Source organism: Sphingopyxis sp. BSN-002 (genome assembly GCF_022024275.1).
Taxonomy (GTDB): domain Bacteria; phylum Pseudomonadota; class Alphaproteobacteria; order Sphingomonadales; family Sphingomonadaceae; genus Sphingopyxis.
Window position 1 is genome coordinate 2,273,215 of the sequence record NZ_CP091804.1, and the last position, 24,420, is coordinate 2,297,634.

Genomic DNA, 24,420 nt, shown 5'->3' on the forward strand with positions numbered 1-24,420 from the left:
AATGCGTTTCGAGATGGTGACCATTGCACCCGACGAGTTCGAGGCGATGAAGGCGCAGCTTCCCTGCGCGACCCGTGAAGGGCTGTTCGAAACATACCGGATCAGTCAGAATAGCTGGTACAAGCTGCGCGACGGACAGCCGGTCAAGCGCAAGACGGTCGAACGACTGCGCGAACGTTTTCAACAGGTCGCCGGCCGATGAGCGGCGCCCCGCTCAATATTGCGCTGATCGGAAGCGGCTTCATGGGCCGTGCCCACGCGCTCGCTTTCGCCGCCGCCAACCGGACCTTTGACCTGCCGCGTACGCCGCGCGTCACGGTTCTCGCCGACCGCGACCTGCCGACCGCGACCGCGGCCGCGACGTCGCTCGGGATCCCCAACGCGAGCGGCGACTGGCGCGAAACGATCGCCGACGCGAGCATCGACATGGTGGCGATCGCGACCCCGAACCTGCTACACGCGCCGATCGCGATCGCCGCGCTCGAGGCGGGCAAGGCGGTTTATTGCGAAAAGCCGCTGGCGACGACGATCGCCGAGTCCGAGGCGATGGTCGCCGCCGCCGATGCCACCGGTCTGCCGACCGCCGTCGGCTTCACCTATCTCTACAATCCGATGATCGTCCTCGCGCGCGAACTGATTGCTGCTGGCGAGATCGGCGAGGTCACCGCCTTTCGGGGCATCCATGCCGAGGATTTCATGGCGTCTTCCGACGCCCCCTTCAACTGGCGCTGCGAGCCCGAGCAGGCGGGGGGCGCGCTCGCCGACATCGGCAGCCATATCATCGCCATGGCGCAGCATCTGGTGGGCGATATCGCCGTGGTTTCGGGGCGGCTCCACACCGCCCATCCGACGCGCCGCGACGCGACCGGCAGCGAGCGCGCGGTGACCGTCGACGACCAGATGGACGCGGTGGTCGAATTCGCCGGCGGTGCGACGGGAACGCTGGCGGCGAGCTGGATCGCCAGCGGGCGCAAGATGGGGCTCGCGTTCGAGATCAGCGGCACGCGCGGCTCGATCAGCTTCACGCAGGAACAGTTCAACGAGCTGAAGCTCTTCCGGACGGGGCCGGGGCGGACCAATGGCTTCACGACGATCTGCGCTGGCCCCGGGCATGGCGATTATGGTGCTTTCTGCCCCGCGTCGGGCCATCAGATCGGCTATAACGACCTCAAGACGATCGAGGTGAAGGCCGCGATCGAGGCGGCGGCAGGATTGCCGTCGGCGGCGAAGAGCTTTGCCGACGCGTTGGCGGTCGAACGGGTCGCCGACGCGATCCGCCGTTCGCACCTGAGCGGGGCCTGGGCGAAGCCTTAGGCTTCGCTCTCCCCGACCGGGGCAATCAAGCTCAGCAATTCGGCCTGGATCGCGGGGGTTGCGGCAAGCACGGTGCCGTTCATCAGATCCAGCTTGCCGCCGCGCGTGTCGGTCACGAGGCCGCCGGCTTCGCGGACGATCACGACCCCCGCGGCCATGTCCCACGCGCTGACGCTCTGTTCCCAATAAGCATCGTGCCGGCCGCAGGCGACCCACGCCATGTCGATCGCGCCGGCGCCGAGGCGGCGGATACCTGTCACGCGCGGCGTCAGCCGCTCCATCTCGGCATAAAACTGCTCGTGATAGGGCTTGGTCGCGAAGGGGATCCCGACCCCGAGCACCGATTCCTCGATCGTCGTGCGCGGCGAAATGCCGATGCGGCGTTCGCCCAGCCAGGCGCCCTTTCCGGTTTCGGCCCAGAAAAGTTCATTCATCGCGGGGACGTAGGTGACACCCGCAATAACCTCTCCCTGTCGCGCCAATGCAATATTGACGGCGAAGAGTGGGGATCCTGTCAGGAAGTTGGTTGTACCGTCCAATGGATCGACCACCCACACATGGTCGGCGTCGCGGCCGGGCGTCAGTCCGCCCTCCTCGCCGAGGAAACCATAGTCGGGGGCATGGGTCATCAGTCGTTCGCGGACGGTCGCCTCGGCCTTCAGATCGGCTTCGGTGAACATGTCGGCGGCGCCGGCCTTGCTGTGGATCGTGAGCGTCGCGATGCGTTCACGGTCGGTGATCAAACCTTCGCCCGCGGCGTGAGCGGCGGCGATCATGGCGGAAATAAGGGATGACATTGTCATGGAATGAATATACGTTCTGTTTTATAAGAAAGATAGAAAAAATATTCTGAAATGGCATCGCGGTCTCGCCATCCCGGATGACCGCCGCTTTGCACGATCGGGCCCAGCCTGTCCGGTCGCGATTTCGAATAGAAGAGGGAGGGTTGAGTGAAAACGAGCCTATTTGCAATTGCCGCCGCACTGGCCGGCGTTCCCGTTGGCGCGATGGCGCAGCCGGCGGCACCGGTTCCCGCCGTCGCGGCGTCGGCCGAGACCCAGGCGACCGAAGGGTCGGGGGCCGATGGTGCCGTCGTCCTTGCCGATCCGGCCGATCCGTCGCGCTCACTGATCCTCGCCGGTGCCGAGTCGGGCGGGATCGATGTCTTCGATCTGGCCGGGAAGCGCGTGGCCACGCACAAGGCAGGCAATGTTATCGGCCTTGACCTCAGGGCCGATGCCGCTCCGGGCGGTGGGCCGCTGCTCGTCGCGCTCGACGGCAAGGCGAATGCGCCGAAATTCTTTCGCGTCACCGCCGGTGGCGTACCGGTGCCGCTGGCGCTGACGGGTATCAAGCCCGGGATGACCGTCGCGGCCACTTGTTTCTCGCGCAGCCACCGTGACGGAACGCTGTATCTCTTCCTTGCCGGAGACAAGGGCGAGATCGAGCAATGGGGTCTGGCGCCCGATGCATCGGGCGGCATGAGCGGCAGGATCGCGCGGCGCTGGTCGCTCGGGTCCGAGATCAAATATTGCGCCGCCGACGATCGCGGTTCGGTATATTTCTCGCAGGAAGCTGTGGGCGTGTGGCGCTTCGCGGCCGAGCCCGAAGCCGAGATCGTGCCCGAGATCGTCGATATCGTCCGCCTTGGCCATATCACCGAAGAAGCGAAAGGCGTCGCCATCGCGTCCGACGGGCGCCTGCTCGTCTCGGATGCCAAGGCCAACCGGCTGAACATATACGACCCCGCCGATGACTACGCCTATCTCGGCTCGGTCGCGCTGGCGGCGGGGGCGGATCGGGTCGAGGACGGCGGCAGCGTCACCGTCGCGGGGCCGGTCGTGATCGTCGCCGACGATGACAATTCGCCGGAGGAACCCAATTTCAAGATCGCGAGCTGGCAGGCGGTACTCGCCGCGGCCGGGCTTCCCGAGCGTCCCGCCGTGCCGGCGCCCGAAACGATGCCGCTCGCACGTCCGACGGTCGAGACGACGCCCGTCGAGACGGGCGGCGATGCCGCCGACGATCCTGCAATCTGGATCAATCCCGCCGATCCGGCGCAAAGCGTCGTGATCGGAACACAGAAGCAGTCGGGGCTTTACGTCTATGATCTGGAGGGCAAGGTCCTCCAGTTCCTGCCCGATGGTCGCATGAACAATGTCGATCTCAGAAACGGTTTCCGCCTCGGCGGCCGCGACGTGACGCTCGTCACGGCCAGCAACCGGACGACCAAGGGAATTTCGATCTATGCGCTCGACCCCGCGACGCGCAAGCTGACCGATGTCGCGGACGGGTTGCAAGACACCGGCCTCAAGGACCCCTATGGCCTCTGCATGTACCGCAGCGCGAAGACGAAGAAGACCTATGTCTTCGTCAACCAGACCGACGGCAAGATGCGCCAGTGGGAACTGGTCGCGACCCCCGCGGGCAAGGTGCGCGCGAAGCTGATGCGCGACCTGCCTTTTGCGACACAGGTCGAAGGCTGCGTCGCCGATGACGAGACGGGCATGCTCTACACGGGCGAGGAGGATGTCGGCATCTGGCGCGAGGGCGCCGAACCGCGCGGCGGGCCGGCGCGCACGATGCTGGCGAAGGTCACCGACAATCCGGCGCTCAAGGACGATATGGAGGGGATCGGCCTTTTCGCCATGGACGGCGGCAAGGGCTATCTGGTCGTGTCGAGCCAGGGCAACGACAGCTACGCGGTCTTCCGCCGCGAAGGCGACAACGCCTATGTCGGCTCGTTCCGGATCGGCGCGGACATGGCGGCCGGTATCGATGGCGTGTCGGAAACCGATGGACTCGATGTGTCCAGCATGGCGGCAGGGCCGAACTTCCCGCACGGCCTGATGGTCGCGCAGGATGGCCGTAACGTGTCGCCTCCCGAACACCAGAACTTCAAACTTGTGCCGTGGGAACGTGTCGCGAAGGCGCTCGGCCTCGAAGTCGGACGCTGATGCCGGGATCGCTGCGCCCTGCATGACGGGGCGCAGCGACCGGACGGGCGATTCCGCTGATCGGGCCGGGCCTATCGGGCGTCGTCCGGATCAATTTGCCCGGAAGGCCGATGCCTACGTCGGGGCGCCGCCGATCCGGAGGCGTTCCACCGCGAGATCGGCCCGGCCAACGCCCCGGTCCGCGAGACCGGCGGGCCAGCTGCCGCCGGTGACCAGCGCCTCGGTTGCGGCGGCCATCGCAGGAGCCGTCTGCAGGCCGTATCCACCCTGGCCGGCAAGCCAGAAAAATCCTTCGGCATCGGGTGCGAAGCCTGCAACCGGAATGCGGTCGTGCGTGAAGGTGCGCAGCCCGGCCCAGCTGTGACCGATCCGCCGGACGGCAAGCGAGGTATAATGCTCGGTCTTCGCCGCGGCGAGGGCGATGTCATATTCCTCCGGCTGCGCGTCGGTCGGTTCGCTCGGCACCTCATCGACGGGGCAGGCCAGCAGCCGTCCCGACTGGGGCAGCATGTAGAAATCGTCGACCGCGGTTTTGGTGAAAGGCCAGTCGACGATCTTCTGGTCGGGTGGCGCATCGAAGACGATGATCGTCCGGCGCAGGGGCTGGAGGCCCAGCGGTGCGACGCCTGCCATGTGCGCAATCCCATCGCACCAGGCTCCTGCCGCGTTGACGAGGATCGGTGCGGAAAAGCGGTCGCCGGCCGCCGTCGTCGCGACCCAGTTTGCCCCTTCGCGCCCGATCGCGACGACGCGGGCACCCGCGATCGACTGCCCCCCTGCACGCTTGATCGCCGCCCGATAATCCTGCTGCAGCATTTCGCTGTCGAGGCGGCACGCGGTCCGGTCGAGCACGGCCGCGACGATCCCGTCGTCGCCGCAGCGGAGCACCGGCACGATATCGCGCACGGCATCGGCGTCGAGCCGCTCGAGCCCGTCGCTATAGGGCCGCATTTCCGCTTCGAGCGAGTCGAGTTCCGCGAGCATCCCGGCCGGCGCGATGAACAGCGCGGGGGAGGAGTGCGACAGTGCGGTGCCGTTGGCGGTCGGGGTTTCGAAATGTGCGCGGCTGAATGCGGTCATGCCGCGCACCACCGATTTGCCGATGCCGAAATGATAATAGGTCGCGCTGCGACCGCTCGAATGATAGCCGAAGGCGCTTTCGGCTTCGAGCAGGATGGCGCGTCCGTGCGGGGCAAGTCGTGCGGCCGCCGATACGCCGGCAATCCCGCCCCCCACGATCAGAAAATCGGCTGTCTGCAATTCGCGTTCCTTTCCAGCAATCCCTGATGCCACGCTGCGATCGATCTTTGTACAGGTCATTTCCCCGGCAATATTGATTGCCGCCGCAAAGAGCGCCAGAGTTGATGCTTCTGGTCCGGGCGAAAGGGGCAAGGATGCATGCTGTCGAGGCCTTCGAGCTGGTGCTCGGGCTGCTGGCGCTCGTCGTGGCGCTCTACCAGCTGGCACTGAAGCTGCGCTGGCCGCCTGCGACCGCGCTACTCGTCGGCGGCGGCGCGCTTGCCTTCGTGCCCGGGTTGCCGGCGATCTCGCTCGACCCCGAACTCGCACTCGTCCTGTTTCTGCCGCCGCTGCTGATGGACGGCGCCTATTATACCGCGCTCGGCCGCTTTCGCCGGCATCTGCCGGGCATCCTGTCGCTCGCGGTGGGCGCGGTGGTGTTCACCACGCTGGTCGTCGGGGTCGTCGTCCACTGGATCATGCCGGCGCTGCCATGGGCGGCGTGCTTCGCACTGGGGGCGATCGTCTCGCCGCCCGATGCGGTGTCGGCGCGCGCGGTGCTGAAGGGCGTAACCCTGCCGCGGCGGCTGTCGGCGCTGCTCGAAGGTGAAAGCCTGCTCAACGATGCGACCGGGCTCATTCTTTTCCGCTTCGCCGTTGCCGCAACCCTGAGCGGGGTGTTCGATTTCGGCGAAGCCGTGCAGAGCTTCACCGTGGTCGCGCTCGGCGGGGTCGTGGTCGGCGCCGCGGTCGGAGCGCTGTGGATCTTCGTCGCGAGGCGGCTGCGCGACCGGATGCTCGTGGTTCTTGCCAATCTCGCGCTATGCTGGGCCGCCTATCTCGCCGGCGAGGCAGCGCATGTGTCGGGCGTGATCGCGACCGTCACCGCGGGGCTGATGCTCGGCTGGTACCAGCATGTGATCCTGTCCGCGGATATCCGCCTCGTCGGCAATTCGGTGTGGCAGATCCTCGTCTTCGTGCTCGAAGCGCTCGTTTTCATCCTGATCGGCTTTTCGTTGCGCGGCGCGATCGAGCGGATCGGCGGCATCGACGGCATGCCGGCCTCGACCGTCGCCGTGATCGCGGCGGTCGTCGCAACGATCGTGGTGGCGCGCTTCGTCTGGATATTTCTGTCCGAAGCGCTGCTCGAAGCGGCGCAGAGGGTGGGGATCAGCCGCGCGCGTCCGCTCGGCTGGCGGCAGGCGACCGTGCTCGGCTGGGCGGGGATGCGCGGGGTGGTGACGCTGGCGGTGCCGCTGACCCTGCCCGTCGACATGCCGGGGCGCGACCTGATGCTGATCTGTGCCTTCGCGGCGATTTTCGTTACCGTGGTTGTGCAGGGGTCGAGCCTCGGCTGGCTCATCGGCAAGGTCCGCCCGGTCGATGCCGATCCGCCCGCGAAGATGGCGATGCCCGCGGCCGAAGCCGCTATGGCGCGCGCGCGGATGGATGTTATCGAACGCTGCGCCTATGATGCCGAGGGGACGCTGATCCATCCCATGATGCTCCAGGAGCATCAGAAGCGGATGCAGTTCATGGAGCGCTATGCCGCCGATGCCGATGCCGCGATGGAGGATCTTCGGCCGCATTTTGCGATATTGCTCGAGGCGATCGCCGCGAGCCGTGCGGAACTGATCCGCATCCACCGTGCCGGACTGATAGAGGACGAGGTGCTCCACGAGCTCGAGCGCGATCTCGACATCGAACAGATGGCGATCACCTTCCAGCGCGGCGACTAGCGCGCGAAACGGCCGACCGTCCAGTCGATGAAAAGCCGCACGCGCGGCGAGAGCTGACGGCTGCGCGGATAGAGGATCGAGACCGGCGCCGAGGGAACGGCATAGGGTTCGAGCAGGCGAACGAGGCGGCCTTCGGCAAGATCCTGTTCGATATGGAACAGCGGCATCTGCGCGATGCCAAGGCCGAGTAGCACCGCGTCGCGGAAACTTTCGGTTCCGGTCACCGATAGCGGGGTCGCGATCGCAGGCTGCGTCGGCTTGCCCGCATCGGCGAATTCGAAGGGGGTCAGGGCGCCGGTCGATAGCAGGCGGATGCCGACCGCCTTGTGGCGGGCGAGATCCGCAGGCGTTTCGGGAATACCATGCGCCGCGAGATAGGCGGGCGCGGCGACGGTGACGCGGCCCAGCGTCGCGACCTGCCGCGCGACGAGGTCGCTGTCGGGAAGCGCGCCGTACCGCAGTACGCAATCGACGCCCTCGCGCACGACATCGACCCAGCGGTCGCTCTCGCTCATCGCGATCTCGATTTCGGGATAGCGCGCGAGGAAGTCGGGCAGGCCGGGAAGCAGGAAGTGGCGCGCGATCGTTCCCTGCACCTCGATCCGCAACATGCCGCGCGGGGTCGCCCCGCGAAACGCGCCCTCGGCATCCTCGATATCGTCGAGGATCGCGAGACAGCGACGATAATAGGCCTCGCCGTCGAGCGTCGGATGCACGATGCGCGTCGTGCGCTGGAGCAGCCGGACCCCGAGCCGCTCCTCGAGCTGGCGGATCACCTGTGTCGCGGTCGAACGCGGGATGTCGAGATCGTGCGCCGCCTGGGTGAAGCTTCGCCGTTCCACCACACGCGTGAACAGCCGCATTGCGCCCAACCGGTCCATCTCGCCAGATTATTCGGAAAATACGAACAGTAAAGCCAAAAAGACCATGATTATCTTTCGATCGGGCCGGAGCATATCGGCTGTGTCGCCGCGGTGGCGGCGAACAAAGGAGGTCATCATGACTATGGAAAGCAGCAAGGTTGCGATCGTGACCGGCGCCTCGCGCGGCATCGGTGCCGCGATCGCCGGACGCCTCGCGAAGGACGGCTTCACCGTCGTCGTCAACTATGCCGGCAGCGCCGCCGAGGCCGAGGCGCTGGCGAGCCGGATCGAGAAGAGCGGCGGGCGCGCGCTCGTCGCACAGGCCGATGTATCCGATCCGGTGGCCGTGGCCCGGATGTGGGATACCGCCGAGGCGGCGTTCGGCGGCGTCGATGTCGTCGTCAACAATGCGGGCATCATGAAGCTTTCGAGCATTGCAGACGGCGACGATGCGCTGATCGACGCGCAGATCGCGATCAATCTCAAGGGCAGCCTGTACATGATGCGCGAGGCGTCGAAACGGCTGCGCGCCGGCGGCCGGATCGTCAATTTCTCGACAAGCGTTGTCGGGCTGAAGCTCGAAAATTATGGCGTCTACGTCGCGACGAAGGCGGCAGTCGAGGGGCTGACCGGCGTGTTGTCGAAGGAGTTGCGCGGCCGGAACATCACCGTGAACGCCGTCGCCCCCGGGCCGACCGCGACGGCGCTGTTCCTCGACGGAAAGACCAACGATCTGATCGACCGGCTGGCGAAGATGAACCCGCTCGAGCGGCTTGGTACCCCCGACGACATCGCGGGCGCGGTGTCCTTCCTCGCCGGCCCCGATGGCGGCTGGATCAACGGCCAGGTGCTGCGCGCCAACGGCGGCATGGTCTGAACCCGGATAGCGAAAGGAGATATGTCATGGACAGGAAGATCATTCTCGTCACCGGCGCGTCGAGCGGCTTCGGCCGCCTGACCGTCGAGGCGCTCGGCCGCGCCGGGCACACCGTCTACGCGTCTATGCGCGACGTCGCGGGGCGCAATGCAGGCAATGCCGTCGGGCTCGCCGCGATCGCCGGCAGCGATATCCGGCCGGTCGAACTCGACGTCCAGGCGGAAGCCTCGGCCGATGCCGCGGTGGCGGCGATCATCGCCGAGAGTGGCCGCATCGACGTGTTGATCCACAACGCCGGCCATATGATGTTCGGTCCGGCGGAGGCTTTCACCGCCGACCAGTTCGCGCAGCAATATGACGTCAACGTTCTCGGCACGCAGCGCGTCAATCGCGCGGTGCTCCCGCACATGCGCGCGGCACGCGAAGGCTTGCTCGTCTGGGTGTCGTCGAGCAGTTCGGCGGGCGGGACGCCGCCGTGGCTGTCGCCCTATTTCGCGGCGAAGGCGGCGATGGATGCACTCGCGGTCCAATATGCCCGCGAACTGGCGCGGTGGGGGATCGAGACCTCGATCATTGTTCCGGGCGCCTTCACCAGAGGAACGAACCATTTCGCCAACTCGGGCCGCCCTGCCGACGAGGCGCGCGCGGCCGAGTATGAGGCGGGTCCGTACCGGGGTTTCGGCGAACAGGTCCAGCACGCCTTCGCCGAAATCGTCCCCGATGATGCCGATCCCGCGGGCGTCGCCGACGAGATCGTCGGCCTCGTCGGTCTGCCGTTCGGCAAGCGACCTTTTCGCCTGCACTATGATCCGACGGGGGACGGTGCCGACGTGGGCTTTACGGTGCTCGACCGGCTGCGGGCCGAGATGCTGCACCGTGTGGGGCTGTCCGACCTGCTCCATCCGGCGCGGTCGGCCTGACGATCTTTCGTGCCGGCAAGCGGTGCCCCGGACCCTGTCCGCGGGCGCCGTCTGTCGTCATCGGTCAGCGGATCCGAATCGGAATCCGGAGACGATCGAACGCGAAGGGCGAGAGTCGAAATGCGCGGGAACCGGGGCTTTGGGCCTCTATGTCATTGAACGCCCGGTCATTATTCGGCGACAGCGAGGTGCCCCGGCGACTTAACCAAATTTCAGCAAAGTGAAACTAGCTTCCCCGGCAATCCTCAAGGAGTTTCGCCATGAAGTCGCTCGTGACTGCCTTTGCTCTTGCCGCTGCCTGCCTTTGCAGCAGCCCTGCCGCTGCGCGTCCGGCAGAAGCAAGTTTCGTGCTGACCGCACGTGTCGCCTCCTTCTGCAAGGTCAGCGGCGCGGTCGAAGACGCATTGACGATCGAAAATGTCACGTCGCTGGGAACGATCCGCGAGGTCTGCAACACGCAGGGCTATGTCGTGCGGGCCTCGTTCACCAACCTGTCGGGCGGCACCGTTTATGCGGGCAGCGATCAGGCCGGTATCGATGGCGGCGCGGCGGAATTCCGCTATGCGCAGGCCCAGGCGCTCGTGCGTCCGTGGCTTTTGCGCGACGCGGTGAAACAGGACAGCGCGGCGCCGGTCTACCTCACCGTCTCGATCATGCCGCTCTAACCGCCGAACTTCGGCTTGATCGTCACCGTCAGATAATCGCGATAGCGGCCCGCCAGGGCATCGCCGACGGCCGGAACCACGACGTTCATCCGGTGCCGGCGACGATTGTCCTGCCCGCCGGGCATCGCATAGTCGACCCGTGCATCGCCGGTCGATATCACCGAATCATCGACCACCGGGCGATAGGCAATGCCTCCGGCGGTTCCATCGCCGCGCCGCAGGTTGAACTCGTTGTCGGATGACAGGCTGAGCTCATAGGCGACATTGGCATAGGCATCGAAGGTCACGTTCGAAAGCGCGCGATCCTGATCGCCGAGTTCGCCGAGGCTGAGCTCGCTGCCCGATGCGGCGGCCAGACCCACCGACGGTTCCACCGTCACCACGATATCGAACGGCTGCCCGAGCTGCGGTGTGTTGTTGCCCTGGTTGAGCATTGCGAAGGCGCGCATCGAGGCACGATAGACGCCGGGCGCCACGACCTGCCCGCGGTCGATCTGCAGATAGAGCGGCGTCAGGCCTTCCTTGATGTTGAAGGTGTCGCTGAGCCGGCCGGCCTGGCTGTTCGAACGATCCGACAGGCGCGCGGTCAGCACCGCACCCGATCCGTCCGACAGGCGGATAACGCGGCCGTCATAGCTGTTCGGGTCGGGTGAATCGACCGACAGGAACAGATTGCGGTTCGACGAGCATTCCTCGGTCCGGATCTCGACCCGGAACTCTTCCGAGACCGGAACCGCGTCGAACGGATCATAGCGCGTCGTGACCGCGTCGGGCTGGATATCGAGCGCGTCGACGCGGCAATTGTTGGGTGCGGCGATGGCCTGCGAGCTGGCGCCCAGCAGCATCGCTGCAACGAGCATGCGACGGATCATGGCTTGATCTCCCCTGGTTCGGTCGGCCGGAGCGTCTTGAAGTCGATGAAGGCCCCGTCTTCCGGACGAATGTCGATATCATATGTATAGCGTCCGGCGCGGATCTGCCACTTGCCTTTGCCGAGCCCCGAGGCACCGAGGCGGCCCTCGCGGTTGGTGAAGACGGGAACGGTCGGCGCGGTCGGGTCGCCGACCTTGGTCGCCGTCCCTTCCGCCAGCGCCAGCGGCGCTCCGGTATTGTTGACGAGCGTCCCGAAGACGGTGACGAAATAGTCGGAGCCGACGGTAAAGCGCGTGCCCGAGTGCAGCCACGGATAGGCTTCTGCCGTCCCCGTGCCGAGATCATAGCCTGCGGGTGCGTCGGGGACGGTATAGAAGATGCTGCGGTTCGAATAGGAGGACAGCGGCACGAGCGCCGGACCAAGCGAATCGGCACGCGCGATCGTGTTGTCCTCGATCTTGCCGCCGATCAGGACATCGGCGCCCTTCAGGCTTTCGTGCGCCGAAACGATGGCGAAGCTGTCGGACAGATAGCGGCCGAGCGCGAACTTGCCGCCCGAGAAGGCGATCGTGCCGCGTGCGCGCAGCGAGGTGACCTGGCTGTCGTCGCCGGTGATGCCGCCGCGATGGGCAACTTCGATATCGCCGCGGTTCGTCCGGTAGGTCGCCGTACCGCTCATGCTGAGATTGTCGTCCGACCGGCGTGCCTCGACGCCCCATGCGATCGTATCGAGCAGCTTGGTCGGCGAATAATAGAAGGACGCGCTCGCGTCGTCGAAGCGGCTGTCATATTGCGCCGACAGCGTCTTCGTCCGGCCGAAGCGCCAATAGAGCGTCGCACCGAACACGAAACCGGCGTCGCGTTCATAGCCCGCCGAGCCGGTCAGCGTGATATTCTCGCGGAGACGGTAGGTCGCGTTCGCCCGCAGGGTGTAATTGTCGCGGGTCGTCCCGCGACCGGTGCGATACTCGCCGCTGAGGCCCGCGGTCAGGCGGAAGTTGATCGGCTGGCTGTAGCGGGCGTTGAAATTCCAGCTGTAGGTGTTCGACGGAGAGACCGTTTCGATCCCGACGAAGTCGCGACTGCGCTTTTCGATCAGCGCGTCGAACCGGCGAACCCCGCCGTTTTCCTGTACGGGCTTGGCGTACCGATACTGGAGCCGGAGCGCATGGCCGGAGCCGAAATCGTCATGACGGCTGAACACGCCCTCGGCGCTCCACAGCCCGATCGGGGTGCCCCATACACCGGTCACGCCGACCTGCTGCGCGCGGCGGGCGATCTGGGCATTGGCGCCCAGGGTCAATTGCGAGGTAATTCCGCGGCGATAGAAGCCGGTGAAGACCGGCCGCTTGGAATAATAGTCGCGCGCCTCATTCTCGTAAAAGCTGCGGATACCGACATTGGCGTCGAACTCGTCGACCCCCTCGGCAAGCAGGTCCGGATCGTCGAAAAAGTCGAACGACACCGTCTGGCGTCCGCCGGCATCATCCTCGATCAGCAGGTCGACCCGGTTGGCACCGCCGGGCAGCGGCAGATCCTGCAGCGAATAGCTGCCGGGAGCGAGCCGGATCGTGCGCGATGGCGCGCCGTTGACGACCAGCGTGACATTGGCTGCTTCGCGCAGTGTGATCCGGCGGCTCGCCGTCGCGTTGAGCAACCGGTCGGGCCGGAAAGTGCCTGGCAATTTGGATACGCCGATCCCGAGCACGTCGACCGAGTCCTGATAGGATACGGTCGATGGCAGAAGGTCGCCGACGGTGAAGCGCAGCGAGCTGTAGGGCCGGTCATAGATCAGGCGCGACCCGAAGCGCGAAAATTTGTGAAAATCGGCCTCGCCATCGTAGGAAAATTCATTTTCGAAGGCGAGCAGGTTGAACAGGCGGCCATCGAACTCGAAATTGACGCGCGGTTTGCGCACACCCTTGTCGACGCCCTTTTCGACGAAGTCGAGCGTCGCCTGATAGGTCAGAAAGGCCGAGAAGGCGTCGCCCTTGTCGGGCAGGATTTCATACTGGCTGTTGGTAAAGCCGAAGCCCACCGATTGCTCGGGCCGCATCGACGGGTCCATGACCATGTTGACCTCGAGCGCGCCGCTGTCGAAGGTCATCGGGAAACCGACGGCTGCAAAGGACTCGATCGGGGCATAGCCGTCGACCGCAGGAACGGCGTTCAGCTTTTCCAGATTCTGCGACGTGACGCTGCGATTGACCGCCGCGGCGACGTCGGCGACCGAAATCGACACCCTGTCATCGGGGGCGATCTTGATGTCGACCTGCCCCATCGGGCCGCGGTCGCGGAGCGGGACGGTGAGATCGACGGTGCGACCGGTCGTGTTGACCGGCGCGCGCGGGCTCGCCGGCGCGGGCGGTGCCGCGAGCTGGCCTGCCGTTACGCCGGGATCGGAGGGATCGACCTGCGTTTCGGCATAGGCGGGCACGACGGCGCCCGATGCGAGAATCGTCGCGACGAGAAGGCGAGAAGGAAGTGCCACGATATTTTGACCCCCCCGATCAGCCTATTGGTCCGTGCGGATGCGCACGGATCCGGACAGGTTGCCGTCGGCCGGAACGTCGGGCAGCTCGACGAACATGGTCCGCTTTGCATTGGCGGGAACGAGGCCGAGGCCGACCTTGGTGTTCATCGCGGCGGCGTCGAGCTGTTTCGACCATCCCGCATCGCTCTTCAGGTCGAGCGTCGAGCCCGCGACATAGCCATGCGTGCGGCCGATATTCTCGAAGGTCACGGTCACGCCGGGCTTGCCGTCCTTGTCGGCGCCGCGGGCAACTGCAACCACGCTGATTTCAGGTTTGCCCTGCACCGGGCGGACTGCGACGACCGAACCGATCGAATAGAGCATCTCGATCTGTGCCTTGCCCCCCTCGGGATTGGCATCGACGGGCAGTTCCGACGTCGAGAACATGTAGAGCTTGCTTTGCGTGATCGCCGGATCGCCGACATAGCGTACGCGGAAGACCTGGCGTCCGCCCGCGGGAATATTGGCGATCGTCGGAAAGATTAGGAAATCGCCATCGGCCGGCGTGTCGGTCACGGGCGGGCCCTGTTCGGGCAGCACGAGCACCTTCGGGCGGACTTCGACCGCCATCGGCTTGTTGCGGTCGTTGACGACCTCGATCTGGGTGGTGGAGCTGCTTCCGATCGCAGTCAGTTCGATGACGATCGGACGGACAAGAATCGCGAAAGCGGGAGCGGATAGGATGGTCAGCCCGCACAGCAGAAACAGGCCCAGCAAGGCCTTGATACGATGCATGATCTGAACTCCCCCCTGGCAATAGCGACGCGCGCCACGGCCATAGTCACCCGATATTGTAAACTTAAAGAAAATGGAAGGAGCCAGCTTTGCCGGCTCCTTCCTTTATTCTTGCCCTGATCAGGCGCCGAGGTTCGGAACCAGTTCGGCAACCAGACGGTCCGAATAGGTGCCTTCCAGCAGCAGCTTGTCGCGGGGCGGAACCGTCACGTTGACGGTGGCCGATCCGGCGCGCGCTTCGTTCGAGGTCGCGACGGTGTTGCCGCCCACGGCGCCGGCCGAGGTCGAGAGACCGATCTTGCCGTCGAACGCGAAGGTGACGATATAGTCGACCTTCTGGATGAACGCGGTGTCGCTGGTCGTCTGGTCCGACTTCAGGCCACCGTTGGTCGAGGTCACCTTCATCGAGAACGGGCTGTTGCAGACGGCATAGTCGATGTCATAGTTGCCGTTCGCAGCGCGAACCGTGTTGTCATCCGGATCCTGGATGTCGAAGTTGAAGGTGCCGTCGGCTTCGGCGGTCGAACCCGGCGCGCCCGGGGTGACGGTCGTGCGGAAGTTCAGGTTGCCGGCGTCGTTGTCGGTGCCGAACTTGCAGAAGGTCTGGACGTCGGCCTTCAGGTCATACCAACCCACGGCGTCCTGGCCATAGCTCTTGCCCTTCCAGTCGAGAGCCATCGCCGGCGACGAGCTGACGACAGCGACGGCAGCGGCCGCCAAAAGATACTTTTTCATCTCTATTCTCCCTATATTCGCGCCCCCCAATAAGGGCACAGACTAGCCGACACCTGCCGGCATGCATGGACCACGGGCCCGCACATCCTTTGAAAACTGGTCGCTAAGGAGCTCCCGCTCCTTCATCCTCGCCACCCAGTCGGGGGGCGATCACAATGGTGACCTGATCGGAATATTTGCCGGCAAGCAGCAAACCCTGACCGGCCGCGACCCGAAGCTGGATCGCGCCCTTTCCGGCTCCGACCGCACCATCGCTTTCGCCTTCGCAAGCCTTGCGACCATCGGCCATGCGTTCACTGGTACAGCTCAAAACATTCTGGTGACCGGGCAGGTCGACGCGCGCGCGATAAGCGACAAGTTCGCTGAACGCGGGATCGCTCGTCCCTTCGCCCTGGAATTTCAGGCCGCCGTGGCGCGACGCCATCGCGACACGCACCGGCGCATTGCACGCGACATCGAACTGCAGCGCGACATCGATCGCGGCGGTCGTATTGTCTTCCGGATTGGCAAGGCCGTCGATATCGACCGACGGGTTGATCGTCGTCAGCTCGCACTTCGGCGTGACGATTCCGCTCACCTGATAGGTCAGCGACGGCGACAGCTCCGGAAAATCGCCGGCGGCAGCGGGCGTCGCTGCCAATCCGGCGGCAAGCAGCGCGGCAGCAAGGGTACGGCAGACGGCATGCGCGGCGCCATTCGCTGCCGCGTCGCTGCTCTGCGAGCCCCTCTTGAACTGGACGCCGAAATCCATCGCATCGCCCCCGAATTCGTCCGAAATCTCCCTCTTCGTCACGATAGACGAAGCCCCAAGCGACTCGAACATTTTGTTAATTTGTAGTTATATTCGCTAAAATGGCAATCGCGGAGTGATCGCGATCACACGCTGTTCTGGAATGAGACAGGCCGAATATGGCCCCTTAACAGATGCCATATATCATTGATAAAATAGGATATAATTCAGATTATCGCCACTTTGGGGACATCGCTGGCGGACGTTTCGCGAATCGGCGATTTAACAGGGTTTGGCATCCTGTAAGGAGCGATGTTAAGGTCATGATATTCCGGCATCAACCGCCGGTGGCCGGGCGATGACGGGTTGCGCCTGACCGCGTTAATCGCGGGGAATCGATTTTTGCCGGACGCGCTGCGGGCAGCTCGCAAGTGGCTGATCCGGAAAGCCAATCCCCATATTGCCGGAATCGGGCTCTTGCCGTGCCGCGCACGCGGCAGTTAACCCTGATTCAGGCTTTCAGGGCCCGCGTTACATCGGAAAAAGCGGCTTGCCATGCCGGATAAATTGCGCTCTGCGCGCCTCGATCGATGGGCTGCGTCCTGCGATTCCTAGCCCACGAACGCGCGCTCGATCACGAAGTCGCCGGGCGACGCATTCGATCCCTCGGTGAAACCCAGCGCCTCGAAATGCGCCTGCAGCTCGCGGATCATCGCCATGCTGCCGCACATCATGATGCGATCGATCGCGGGATCGAAGCGGTCTGGCCCCGCGAGCGGGTGGCCGAACAGGCGGCCGTCGTCGATCAGCGCGCCGATGCGCCCGGTCGTCCGGAAGGGTTCGCGCGTCACCGTCGGAAGATAATGGAACTGGAGCAGCGCCTGGTCCTGTACCAGCGGATCGCCGGCAAGCTGGCTCTCAAGCTCGTCGCGAAAAGCAAGGTCGCTCACATGCCGGACGCAATGGACGATCTGGACCTGCCCGAAACGCTCATAGATGTCGGGGTCGCGCGCGATGCTGAGGAACGGGGCGAGGCCCGTGCCCGTCGACAGCAGGAAGAGCCGTTTGCCGGGCAACAGCGCGTCGGCGACCAGCGTGCCGGTCGGTTTGCGGCCGAGATAGAGGGGATCGCCGGGCTGGATCCTCTGCAGCCGCGAGGTCAGCGGGCCGTCGGCGACCTTGATCGAGAGAAATTCGAGCTCGTCGGCATAGGCGGGGCTCGCGATCGAATAGGCGCGAAGCAAGGGACGTCCCTCGCCGCCGGGCAGGCCGATCATCACGAACTCGCCCGAACGGAAGCGGAAGCCCGCCGGGCGGGTGATCGAGAAGCTGAACAGATGTTCGTTCCAGTGGCGAACGCGCAGCACCTCCTCGACGGTGAGCGAAGCGGAGGGGGCGAGTTTTGCGGCGGCGGCGATGCGATCGCTCATCGGGTCGGACTTTCCTGATTGTGATGCGAAGGGGAGAGGCGCGAGAGGTCGAACCCCGCTGCGGCGAGGGCGCCCGCCGCCGCGCCGAGGGCTTTCGCGACGGACCGCGTCGTGTCGGCCTTGACGATAAGCGCAAGTACCGGCGCGGCCCGATCGAGCGCGGCGGCTCGCCATAGCGCGAGGAGCAGCGCTTCATCCTCGGCGATACGCGAACAGCCTGTCGGCCCGAGCGTGAGCGCTTCGCGCGCGTCGGCATTGAGGAGTGCCAGGGCAACATGGAAATCGGGCAGCGCCGCCAGCGCATTTACATGCGCGAAGCCGCGGTGCAGCGCCGCGGGCGGGCAGGCGCCTTGTGCAGCGGCCCTAGTCCAGCCGCGCATCGCCCACAGGAGGAAGCGTCCGCTGTTGTTCAGGCTTTCGACCGGCCGGTCGATGAAATCATACATGCGCGGCTCCGTTGGTTCGGGGTCGCCTATATGTTATTGCGAGTCATTTGCAAGAATGAAATGGGCAAAATGAAACGGGCAAGGGGAGGTGCTACCCGGGCGCGGTGGATAGGTATCGAAGGGGGAGCGTGGCGGCCCGCCGCGGAGGGAAGCCAAGCTCCGCTACGGGCCGCGACAGTATCTCTACTGCAAAAGTAGAGTGACATTCCTCCGGCGATCTGGCTAGCTGGCGCTTCAACGAAACAACCCAGCAGAGCATCGACTCGTCGCCCTTTCTCTCCCGATAGACCCATGAAAACAGGACTCATCATACGGCATGTGCCGCACGAAGGGATCGCGGGCTTTCGCGAGCCCGTCGAGTCGGCGGGCTATGCGCTCGAGCGGATCGATGTCGAGGATCCGGCGTTCGGCGGCATCGACCTGACCGAGCCCGATCTGTTGATCATGATGGGCGGCCCGATGGGGGTGTATGAACAGGACCGCCATCCGTGGATCGCGTGCCAGCTGAAGCGTCTCGCGCGGCGTCTCGCGGCCGATCGGCCGACCCTGGGCGTGTGCTTCGGCGCGCAGATGATCGCCGCGGCGCTCGGCGCGCCGGTCTATCCGGGGCCGGCGAAAGAGGTCGGCTTCCACCCGCTGAGAGTCATCGATGCCGCATCGCCGCTTCGCCATCTCGCGAATGTCGATGTGCTGCATTGGCACGGCGACACCTTCGACCTGCCGGACGATGTCGAGCTGCTTGCCTCGACGCCGGCCTATCCGCATCAGGCCTTTCGCCGCGGCGCCAATATCCTGGCGCTGCAATTCCATGCCGAAATGGGGCTCGACCCGCGCTTCGAGGCGTGGATCGACCAATGGCCCGAGGCGCTCGCCGAAGCCGGGAGCGATGCGGCGACCATGCGCGCGCGCCATGCCGAATGCGGGCCCGCCGCGGTGGCGGCCGGCCGGCGGATGATGGCGGAGTGGCTGGCGGGCCTGACGGTCTGAATGCGTCAGCCGGCGGCCGCGGCAAGCGCCGCCTCGGCCTCGCGCTGGGCTTCGATCGGCGCAAGCGCGTCCGGGTCGCGCCCATAGCCGCGCAGGAACAGGATCGCGGCGAGCCGCGCCCGGGCATCCTTCTGTCTGGCCGTCGGCGGGTTTTTAAGGCCCCACAGGCTCTCGAAATGGAAATGCGAGGCGGCAAGCCCGACCAGATCGTCGCCGGCCTGCCAATAATCCTCGGTCCACAACAGATCGCCGAAATTGGTTCGCATATATTCGGCGATGCTCTTTTGCGTGCGATGCGGGCCGCGTTCGAAGAAGACGCGCACCAGTTCGGGATTGCGTTCGGCCATCGGGCTGATCAGCCGGAACATCTGCACCGAGATCGGCGCGGTCATGCGTTCGATGATCGTCCGCGCGAGATGCGTCAGCTGGTCGAGCGGCGAATCGCCGGCGGCCGAAAAATCGATCCCGCCGCGAATCGACGCCGCGGTATCCTCGACGACCGACGAGAATAATTCCTCCTTCGACGGGAAATAGGACCAGAGGGTGCGCTTGGACCCGCCAAGCTGCGCCGCGATCGCCGACATCGAGGCGCCTTCGAAGCCCTTCTCGAAAAAATGTTCGCGCGCGATGGCGATGATCTGGGCGCGTTTCTGGAGCCGTTGGCTCTCTCTCTTACCAATCTTCATGTCGGCAATATGGTACCGACCCCCACCCTTTGCAAGAGAAGAAAATACGAAAAAGGGTACCGCATAGTTGCAACTTTTTCGCATTATAGTACCCTTTCTACGCGAATTTATCCACAGAATTCCCCATAAAATATTGAAAAATATGTATAGATTTTTGGGTACCGTACAGTACCATTTTTGAGTTGACATTTGCGGCGCGAATCGCGATTTAAATGGTACCACATAGTACCACAAAGGATTCGACGATGACCGCAACCCGCTTCGGCGGGCTGGCCATGCTTTTGGCCGGCACCGCCACTTTGACCGCCTGTGCCTCGGTCCCCGACCTCGGCGCGCGCCCCGAAGTTCGTGCCCCCGAGAGCATTGCCAGCGCCGCGAGCTTCAGCAGCGACGCCGGCGAGTGGCCCGCGGCGGGCTGGTGGCGCGGCTATGGCGACGCGCAGCTCGACGGCCTGATGCAGGAAGCGATCGCGGGATCGCCCGACCTCCGGATGGCGTCGGCGCGGTTGCGGAAGGCGCAGGCCTACGCCCGGCAAGCGGGCGCCGCGCTGCTGCCGCAGATCGATGCGACGAGCAGCGCAGGCTTTGTCCAGCAGAGCGAGAATAATGGCGTTCCCGCGCAGTTCGTCCCCGATGGCTGGGAAGATACGGCGAAGACCGGCCTCTCCATCTCGCTCGACCTCGACCTCTGGGGCAAGAACCGCGCGACGCTCGCCGCGGCGAAGGCCGACGCGCTCGCCGCGGCCTATGAGGTGCAGGAAGCGCAGCTGACGCTGACCGCCGCGATTGCCTCGAACTACGCCGAACTGGCGCGGCTCCATGCGCAGCGCGATGTGCTCGAACGCACGGTGCAGAACCGGCTCGAGACGCTGAAGCTCGTCGGCGACCGCGTCTATGCCGGGCTCGACAATCAGGCGGCGCTCAAGCAGGCGCGCTCGCGCGTCCCGGCTGCCAAGGCCGAGCTCGCCGCGACCGATGAAGCGATCGCGCTGACGAAGAACGGCATCGCGGCGCTTGTCGGCGCCGGCCCCGACCGCGCGCTGAAGATCGGGCGCCCGGCCGTGATGCTCGACACGGTGCGCAGCATTCCCGCGAATGCGTCGATCGACCTCGTCGGCCGCCGCCCCGACATTGCTGCGGCACTCGCCGGGGTCGATGCCCAGACGAGCCGGATCAAGGCGGCGCGCGCTGCTTTCTATCCGAACATCAGCCTGACCGGGCTGATCGGCCTGCAGGCGCTCGGCATCGGCAATCTTGCCGACAGCGGCTCGCTCTATGGCAGTGCCGGTCCCGCGATCAGCCTGCCGGTCTTCCACGGCGGCGCGATCAGCGCGCAATATCGCGGCACGCGGGCGCAATATGACGAGGCCGTCGCGCGCTATGACGCCACCGTGACCGGCGCGCTCCACGACGTCGCCGACACGCTCGTCAGCCGCCGCGCGCTGACTGACCGGCTGAGCCTGTCGCTTGCCTCGCTGAAAGATGCCGAGGCCGCGCATGACCTTTCGCGCCAGCGCTACGAGCGCGGGCTCTCCTCCTATCTCGACGTCCTCAGCAACGAGGAAAATGTCCTGCAGGCGCGGCGTTCGGTCGCCGACCTCCAGGCGCGCGTCTTCACGCTCGACGTCCAGATGGTCCGCTCGCTCGGCGGCGGATTCACCAAAGCCTGACCCGTTCCCCCACTCCCCAGGAAAGAAGGAATACCCCCATGAATACCACCACCACCACGATGTCGAAGCGCCAGCGCGTGCTCCGCTGGATCGCCTACGGCCTGCTCGTCAAGCTCGTGATCGTCGGCGGCGTCGGCCTGCTCGGCGCCACCATCTACCAGATCGCACATCCCCCCCTCTGATCATTTCCGCACGATGATTTCCAAAGGACAGACCGATGACTCAAATAGCTCTTCTCGACCATGCCGATGATTTCCGCGACGACGGCGCGCGGGCCACCGAAACCGGAGTCGATCGAAAGGCGGCAATCTCGGCCAAGCGCAAGAAGCTGTTCGCCGCGCTCGGCGGCGCGGTTCTGCTCGCCGGCGCCGGCTACTGGCTGCTCGCCGACGGCGATCTGGTCGCGACCGACAACGCCTATGTCGCCGCGGATTCGGCGCAGGTGACCCCGCTCGTTTCGGGCGCGGTGACCAAAGTGTTCGTCGCCAACACGCAGAGCGTGAAGCGCGGCGATATCCTGATCCAGCTCGACGACACCGACGCCAAACTGGCACTGGCGCGCGCCGAGGCCGATTATGCGCGCGCCCGCCGCCAGTTCGGGCAGGCGGTTGCCACCAGCAGCTCGCTCGCCGGACAGGTCGGCGCCGGTGCGGCGTCGATCGACCAGGCGCAGTCGCAGGTGCAGGTCGCCAATGCGGCGCTCGCCAAGGCGCGGATCGACCTCGACCGCCGCGCCGGCATCGCCGATGGCGGAGCCGTGTCGGGCGAGGAACTGACCGTCGTGCGCAACGCCTATGCCACCGCGCAGGGCAATCTGGCGCAGGCGAAGGCGGGGCTCGCGCAGGCGGTCGCGTCGCGCAATTCGGCGGCGGGTTCGCTCGCGGCGAACAATGCGATGATCGCGGGCGTCTCGGTCGACAGCCACCCCGACGTGCTCGCCGCAAAGGCGAAGCTCGATCAGGCGCGCGTCGACCTTGAGCGTACGGTGATCCGCGCGCCCATCGACGGTGTCGTCACCAACCGGCAGGTGCAGGTCGGCCAGCGCGTCTCGGCGGGCAGCGTCGCGATGACGATCGTTCCGATCGGCGCCGTGTATGTCGATGCGAACTTCAAGGAAGGCCAGCTCGAACGCGTTCGCCCGGGCCAGCCGGTCGAGCTGATCTCCGATCTCTATGGTTCGGACGTCGTCTTCCATGGCCGCGTCGAGGGCTTTTCGGGCGGCACCGGTTCGGCGTTCGCGCTGATCCCGGCGCAGAATGCCACGGGCAACTGGATCAAGGTGGTCCAGCGCCTGCCGGTGCGCGTCTCGCTCGATCCGAAGGAATTGAAGAAGCATCCGCTGCGCGTCGGCCTCTCGATGGAAGCCGAGATCGACGTAGCGCCCCGCCGGAAGGCCGTCCCGTGACCGCCGCGGCCCAGAAAGAGGGCCACAGCTCGACGATCCTGACGGGCACCACCCTGTTGCTCGCCGGGGTCGTCCTCGCGGTCAGCAACTTCATGGTCGTGCTCGACACCACGATCGCGAACGTCTCGGTCGCGCACATCGCCGGCGGCCTCGGCATCTCCTCTTCGGAGGGGACATGGGTGATCACATCCTATGCCGTCGCAGAGGCGATCTGCGTGCCGCTTACCGGCTGGCTGTCGAAACGGCTCGGCACGGTAAAGCTGTTCGCGGGCGGCATGCTCGGTTTCGGCATCTTCTCCTTCCTTTGCGGCACCGCGACGAGCCTCACCATGCTCGTGGCGTTCCGGATCGGGCAGGGGATTTGCGGCGGCCCGCTGATGGCGCTCAGCCAGACGCTGCTGCTGCGGGTGTTCCCCAAGGACAAGCATGCGATGACGATGGGCATCTGGGCAATGACGACGCTGACCGCGCCGATCTTCGGCCCGATCCTCGGCGGCACCATCTCCGACAGCTGGGGCTGGCACTGGATCTTCTTCATCAACGTCCCCGTCGCGGCGATCTGTGCCTTCACGGCGTGGACGGTGCTGCGGAAGGCGGAGACCGAGAAGGTGTACGAGCCCGTCGACGGCTTCGGTCTGGTGCTGCTCGTCCTCTGGGTGGGTGCACTGCAGCTGATGCTGGATCTCGGGCGCGAACATGACTGGTTCAGCGCGGACATCATCGTCCAGCTCGCCATCATCGCGATCGTCGGCTTCGCCAGCTTCCTGATCTGGGAGCTGACGGCAGACCGGCCGGTCGTGGATCTTCGTCCGTTCCGGCACCGCGGCTTCACCGTCTCGGTCATCGCGCTGGTGTTCGCTTACGGCACCTTCTTCGCGAGCCTCGTGGTGATCCCGCAGTGGCTTCAGGGCGCGATGGGCTACACCGCGACCTGGGCCGGCTATGCCACCGCGTTCAACGGCGTGGCGGCGGTGCTGATGGCGCCGGTCGTCGCGAAGCGGATGACCCAGGTCGACCCGCGCCGGCTCGTCTTCATCGGCGTACTCTGGCTCGGCGGTACCTCGCTGCTCCGTGTCTTCTGGTGGAACAGCGGCGCCGACTTCTGGACGCTGGCGCTCCCCCAGCTGATTCAGGGTGCGGGCATGCCCTTCTTCTTCGTGCCCTTGACGACCATCGCCCTCGGCGCGGTCGACGAAGAGGAAACAGCCTCGGCGGCAGGGGTGATGAACTTCCTGCGGACGATGGCCGGGGCGGTTGCCGTCGCGATCTCGACGACGCTCTGGTACGACGGCGCGCAGGAAAAGCGCGACGGCCTGTCGGGTGTCCTCCACGGCGCGCAGGCGGCGATCGATGGGCTGATGGCAAAGGGCTACAGCCTCGAACAGGCGCGCCAGATCGTCAGCCAGATGGTCGACAAGGAAAGCGTCGCGCTGGCGACTGGACAGACCTTCGTCTGGGTCGCCTTCGTCTTCGCCGCCGCCGCCTCGATCATCTGGCTCGCCCCGCGGCCGACGCGGGCCGTGGATACCAGTTCGGTGCACTGATCCCGGTGCATCGTGCGGAAGTTCCGGACGGGCATGTCCCCCCGTGGCCCGTCCGGAACGACCCTCAATCGG

23 protein-coding genes are annotated in these 24,420 nt (G+C 65.5%); 12 read left to right on the forward strand and 11 right to left on the reverse strand.

What is annotated here, in order from left to right; all coding sequences use genetic code 11:
• Position 1: 1 nt before the first annotated feature.
• Positions 2-202 (forward strand): hypothetical protein, encoded by a 201-nt coding sequence (locus tag L7H23_RS11200; RefSeq protein WP_237835950.1) that lies wholly within the window; start codon positions 2-4, stop codon positions 200-202.
• Positions 199-1,314: a Gfo/Idh/MocA family oxidoreductase gene (locus L7H23_RS11205; RefSeq protein WP_237835951.1), complete on the forward strand. Its 1,116-nt coding sequence runs from the start codon at positions 199-201 to the stop codon at positions 1,312-1,314. The genes L7H23_RS11200 and L7H23_RS11205 overlap by 4 nt, the downstream gene beginning before the upstream one ends.
• On the opposite strand, the gene L7H23_RS11210 is transcribed toward L7H23_RS11205, so the two are convergent.
• Positions 1,311-2,117, reverse strand: coding sequence for an inositol monophosphatase family protein (locus L7H23_RS11210; RefSeq protein ID WP_345790405.1), 807 nt, complete (start codon positions 2,115-2,117; stop codon positions 1,311-1,313). The two genes, L7H23_RS11205 and L7H23_RS11210, sit on opposite strands and share 4 nt — an antisense overlap.
• A 147-nt stretch (positions 2,118-2,264) precedes the next feature.
• Between L7H23_RS11210 and L7H23_RS11215 the strand changes: the two genes are divergently transcribed.
• Positions 2,265-4,271 carry a phytase gene (locus tag L7H23_RS11215; RefSeq protein ID WP_237835953.1) on the forward strand — a complete coding sequence of 669 codons (2,007 nt, stop codon included), beginning with the start codon at positions 2,265-2,267 and terminating at the stop codon, positions 4,269-4,271.
• Positions 4,272-4,385: 114 nt separating this feature from the next.
• Here L7H23_RS11215 and L7H23_RS11220 read toward each other — a convergent pair whose 3' ends face one another.
• Positions 4,386-5,531: an FAD-dependent oxidoreductase gene (locus L7H23_RS11220; RefSeq protein ID WP_237835954.1), complete on the reverse strand. Its 1,146-nt coding sequence runs from the start codon at positions 5,529-5,531 to the stop codon at positions 4,386-4,388.
• Between the two features lie 134 nt (positions 5,532-5,665).
• Here L7H23_RS11220 and L7H23_RS11225 point away from each other — a divergent pair, with 134 nt between their 5' ends.
• The gene (locus L7H23_RS11225) at positions 5,666-7,249 is read left to right on the forward strand and encodes a Na+/H+ antiporter (protein ID WP_237835955.1); all 1,584 of its coding nucleotides are present in this window, start codon (positions 5,666-5,668) and stop codon (positions 7,247-7,249) included.
• Here the strand turns inward: L7H23_RS11225 and L7H23_RS11230 are convergent.
• Positions 7,246-8,130 carry a LysR family transcriptional regulator gene (locus tag L7H23_RS11230; protein WP_237835956.1) on the reverse strand — a complete coding sequence of 295 codons (885 nt, stop codon included), beginning with the start codon at positions 8,128-8,130 and terminating at the stop codon, positions 7,246-7,248. The genes L7H23_RS11225 and L7H23_RS11230 overlap by 4 nt on opposite strands.
• A gap of 118 nt (positions 8,131-8,248) precedes the next feature.
• On the opposite strand from L7H23_RS11230, the gene L7H23_RS11235 reads away from it, so the two are divergent.
• From L7H23_RS11235 to L7H23_RS11245, 3 genes are all read left to right on the forward strand, one after another.
• Positions 8,249-8,989, forward strand: coding sequence for an SDR family oxidoreductase (locus tag L7H23_RS11235; protein ID WP_237835957.1), 741 nt, complete (start codon positions 8,249-8,251; stop codon positions 8,987-8,989).
• Positions 8,990-9,015: 26 nt separating this feature from the next.
• A complete protein-coding gene (locus L7H23_RS11240) occupies positions 9,016-9,909 on the forward strand; it encodes an SDR family NAD(P)-dependent oxidoreductase (protein ID WP_237835958.1) in 894 nt (297 codons plus the stop codon).
• A 260-nt stretch (positions 9,910-10,169) separates the two neighbouring features.
• Positions 10,170-10,574, forward strand: a complete 405-nt coding sequence (locus L7H23_RS11245) for a hypothetical protein (protein ID WP_237835959.1) — start codon at positions 10,170-10,172, stop codon at positions 10,572-10,574.
• Here the strand turns inward: L7H23_RS11245 and L7H23_RS11250 are convergent.
• The 7 genes from L7H23_RS11250 to L7H23_RS11280 form a co-directional block, all read right to left on the reverse strand.
• Positions 10,571-11,446 carry a hypothetical protein gene (locus tag L7H23_RS11250; RefSeq protein ID WP_237835960.1) on the reverse strand — a complete coding sequence of 292 codons (876 nt, stop codon included), beginning with the start codon at positions 11,444-11,446 and terminating at the stop codon, positions 10,571-10,573. The two genes, L7H23_RS11245 and L7H23_RS11250, sit on opposite strands and share 4 nt — an antisense overlap.
• Positions 11,443-13,938: a fimbria/pilus outer membrane usher protein gene (locus L7H23_RS11255; protein ID WP_237835961.1), complete on the reverse strand. Its 2,496-nt coding sequence runs from the start codon at positions 13,936-13,938 to the stop codon at positions 11,443-11,445. Before L7H23_RS11255 ends, L7H23_RS11250 begins: the two co-directional genes overlap by 4 nt.
• A 24-nt stretch (positions 13,939-13,962) precedes the next feature.
• Complete coding sequence (locus tag L7H23_RS11260; RefSeq protein WP_237835962.1) at positions 13,963-14,715, reverse strand: fimbria/pilus periplasmic chaperone; 753 nt, start codon at positions 14,713-14,715, stop codon at positions 13,963-13,965.
• A 120-nt stretch (positions 14,716-14,835) separates the two neighbouring features.
• The gene (locus tag L7H23_RS11265; protein WP_237835963.1) at positions 14,836-15,450 is read right to left on the reverse strand and encodes a hypothetical protein; all 615 of its coding nucleotides are present in this window, start codon (positions 15,448-15,450) and stop codon (positions 14,836-14,838) included.
• Between the two features lie 103 nt (positions 15,451-15,553).
• Positions 15,554-16,273 carry a hypothetical protein gene (locus L7H23_RS11270; protein ID WP_237835964.1) on the reverse strand — a complete coding sequence of 240 codons (720 nt, stop codon included), beginning with the start codon at positions 16,271-16,273 and terminating at the stop codon, positions 15,554-15,556.
• Positions 16,274-16,791: 518 nt separating this feature from the next.
• Positions 16,792-17,610: a ferredoxin--NADP reductase gene (locus tag L7H23_RS11275; RefSeq protein ID WP_237835965.1), complete on the reverse strand. Its 819-nt coding sequence runs from the start codon at positions 17,608-17,610 to the stop codon at positions 16,792-16,794.
• Positions 17,607-18,056 carry a hypothetical protein gene (locus L7H23_RS11280; protein ID WP_237835966.1) on the reverse strand — a complete coding sequence of 150 codons (450 nt, stop codon included), beginning with the start codon at positions 18,054-18,056 and terminating at the stop codon, positions 17,607-17,609. Before L7H23_RS11280 ends, L7H23_RS11275 begins: the two co-directional genes overlap by 4 nt.
• Before the next feature lie 291 nt (positions 18,057-18,347).
• Between L7H23_RS11280 and L7H23_RS11285 the strand changes: the two genes are divergently transcribed.
• Entirely contained in the window at positions 18,348-19,043 is a 696-nt protein-coding gene (locus L7H23_RS11285) for a glutamine amidotransferase (protein WP_237835967.1), read from the forward strand.
• 5 nt (positions 19,044-19,048) lie between these two features.
• Here L7H23_RS11285 and L7H23_RS11290 read toward each other — a convergent pair whose 3' ends face one another.
• Positions 19,049-19,729, reverse strand: a complete 681-nt coding sequence (locus L7H23_RS11290; RefSeq protein ID WP_237835968.1) for a TetR/AcrR family transcriptional regulator — start codon at positions 19,727-19,729, stop codon at positions 19,049-19,051.
• A gap of 245 nt (positions 19,730-19,974) precedes the next feature.
• Here L7H23_RS11290 and L7H23_RS11295 point away from each other — a divergent pair, with 245 nt between their 5' ends.
• The 4 genes from L7H23_RS11295 to L7H23_RS11310 are packed head-to-tail and all read left to right on the forward strand — an operon-like array spanning position 19,975 to position 24,348.
• Positions 19,975-21,399 (forward strand): efflux transporter outer membrane subunit, encoded by a 1,425-nt coding sequence (locus L7H23_RS11295; RefSeq protein WP_237835969.1) that lies wholly within the window; start codon positions 19,975-19,977, stop codon positions 21,397-21,399.
• A 38-nt stretch (positions 21,400-21,437) separates the two neighbouring features.
• On the forward strand, positions 21,438-21,581 hold the full coding sequence (locus L7H23_RS11300) for a hypothetical protein (protein ID WP_237835970.1): 144 nt from the start codon (positions 21,438-21,440) through the stop codon (positions 21,579-21,581).
• Positions 21,582-21,616: 35 nt separating this feature from the next.
• Positions 21,617-22,804 carry an HlyD family efflux transporter periplasmic adaptor subunit gene (locus L7H23_RS11305; RefSeq protein WP_237835971.1) on the forward strand — a complete coding sequence of 396 codons (1,188 nt, stop codon included), beginning with the start codon at positions 21,617-21,619 and terminating at the stop codon, positions 22,802-22,804.
• A complete protein-coding gene (locus tag L7H23_RS11310; protein ID WP_237835972.1) occupies positions 22,801-24,348 on the forward strand; it encodes a DHA2 family efflux MFS transporter permease subunit in 1,548 nt (515 codons plus the stop codon). The genes L7H23_RS11305 and L7H23_RS11310 overlap by 4 nt, the downstream gene beginning before the upstream one ends.
• Positions 24,349-24,420 lie beyond the last annotated feature (72 nt).

What these genes read in the sequence shown, in the direction of transcription:
- L7H23_RS11200 (WP_237835950.1), top strand. Translation starts at nt 2, where the DNA reads ATGCGTTTCGAGATGGTGACCATTGCACCCGACGAGTTCGAGGCGATG.
- L7H23_RS11205 (WP_237835951.1), top strand. Translation starts at nt 199, where the DNA reads ATGAGCGGCGCCCCGCTCAATATTGCGCTGATCGGAAGCGGCTTCATG.
- L7H23_RS11210 (WP_345790405.1), bottom strand. Translation starts at nt 2,117, where the DNA reads ATGACAATGTCATCCCTTATTTCCGCCATGATCGCCGCCGCTCACGCC.
- L7H23_RS11225 (WP_237835955.1), top strand. Translation starts at nt 5,666, where the DNA reads ATGCATGCTGTCGAGGCCTTCGAGCTGGTGCTCGGGCTGCTGGCGCTC.
- L7H23_RS11230 (WP_237835956.1), bottom strand. Translation starts at nt 8,130, where the DNA reads ATGGACCGGTTGGGCGCAATGCGGCTGTTCACGCGTGTGGTGGAACGG.
- L7H23_RS11235 (WP_237835957.1), top strand. Translation starts at nt 8,249, where the DNA reads ATGACTATGGAAAGCAGCAAGGTTGCGATCGTGACCGGCGCCTCGCGC.
- L7H23_RS11240 (WP_237835958.1), top strand. Translation starts at nt 9,016, where the DNA reads ATGGACAGGAAGATCATTCTCGTCACCGGCGCGTCGAGCGGCTTCGGC.
- L7H23_RS11245 (WP_237835959.1), top strand. Translation starts at nt 10,170, where the DNA reads ATGAAGTCGCTCGTGACTGCCTTTGCTCTTGCCGCTGCCTGCCTTTGC.
- L7H23_RS11250 (WP_237835960.1), bottom strand. Translation starts at nt 11,446, where the DNA reads ATGATCCGTCGCATGCTCGTTGCAGCGATGCTGCTGGGCGCCAGCTCG.
- L7H23_RS11260 (WP_237835962.1), bottom strand. Translation starts at nt 14,715, where the DNA reads ATGCATCGTATCAAGGCCTTGCTGGGCCTGTTTCTGCTGTGCGGGCTG.
- L7H23_RS11265 (WP_237835963.1), bottom strand. Translation starts at nt 15,450, where the DNA reads ATGAAAAAGTATCTTTTGGCGGCCGCTGCCGTCGCTGTCGTCAGCTCG.
- L7H23_RS11270 (WP_237835964.1), bottom strand. Translation starts at nt 16,273, where the DNA reads ATGTTCGAGTCGCTTGGGGCTTCGTCTATCGTGACGAAGAGGGAGATT.
- L7H23_RS11275 (WP_237835965.1), bottom strand. Translation starts at nt 17,610, where the DNA reads ATGAGCGATCGCATCGCCGCCGCCGCAAAACTCGCCCCCTCCGCTTCG.
- L7H23_RS11280 (WP_237835966.1), bottom strand. Translation starts at nt 18,056, where the DNA reads ATGTATGATTTCATCGACCGGCCGGTCGAAAGCCTGAACAACAGCGGA.
- L7H23_RS11285 (WP_237835967.1), top strand. Translation starts at nt 18,348, where the DNA reads ATGAAAACAGGACTCATCATACGGCATGTGCCGCACGAAGGGATCGCG.
- L7H23_RS11290 (WP_237835968.1), bottom strand. Translation starts at nt 19,729, where the DNA reads ATGAAGATTGGTAAGAGAGAGAGCCAACGGCTCCAGAAACGCGCCCAG.
- L7H23_RS11295 (WP_237835969.1), top strand. Translation starts at nt 19,975, where the DNA reads ATGACCGCAACCCGCTTCGGCGGGCTGGCCATGCTTTTGGCCGGCACC.
- L7H23_RS11300 (WP_237835970.1), top strand. Translation starts at nt 21,438, where the DNA reads ATGAATACCACCACCACCACGATGTCGAAGCGCCAGCGCGTGCTCCGC.
- L7H23_RS11305 (WP_237835971.1), top strand. Translation starts at nt 21,617, where the DNA reads ATGACTCAAATAGCTCTTCTCGACCATGCCGATGATTTCCGCGACGAC.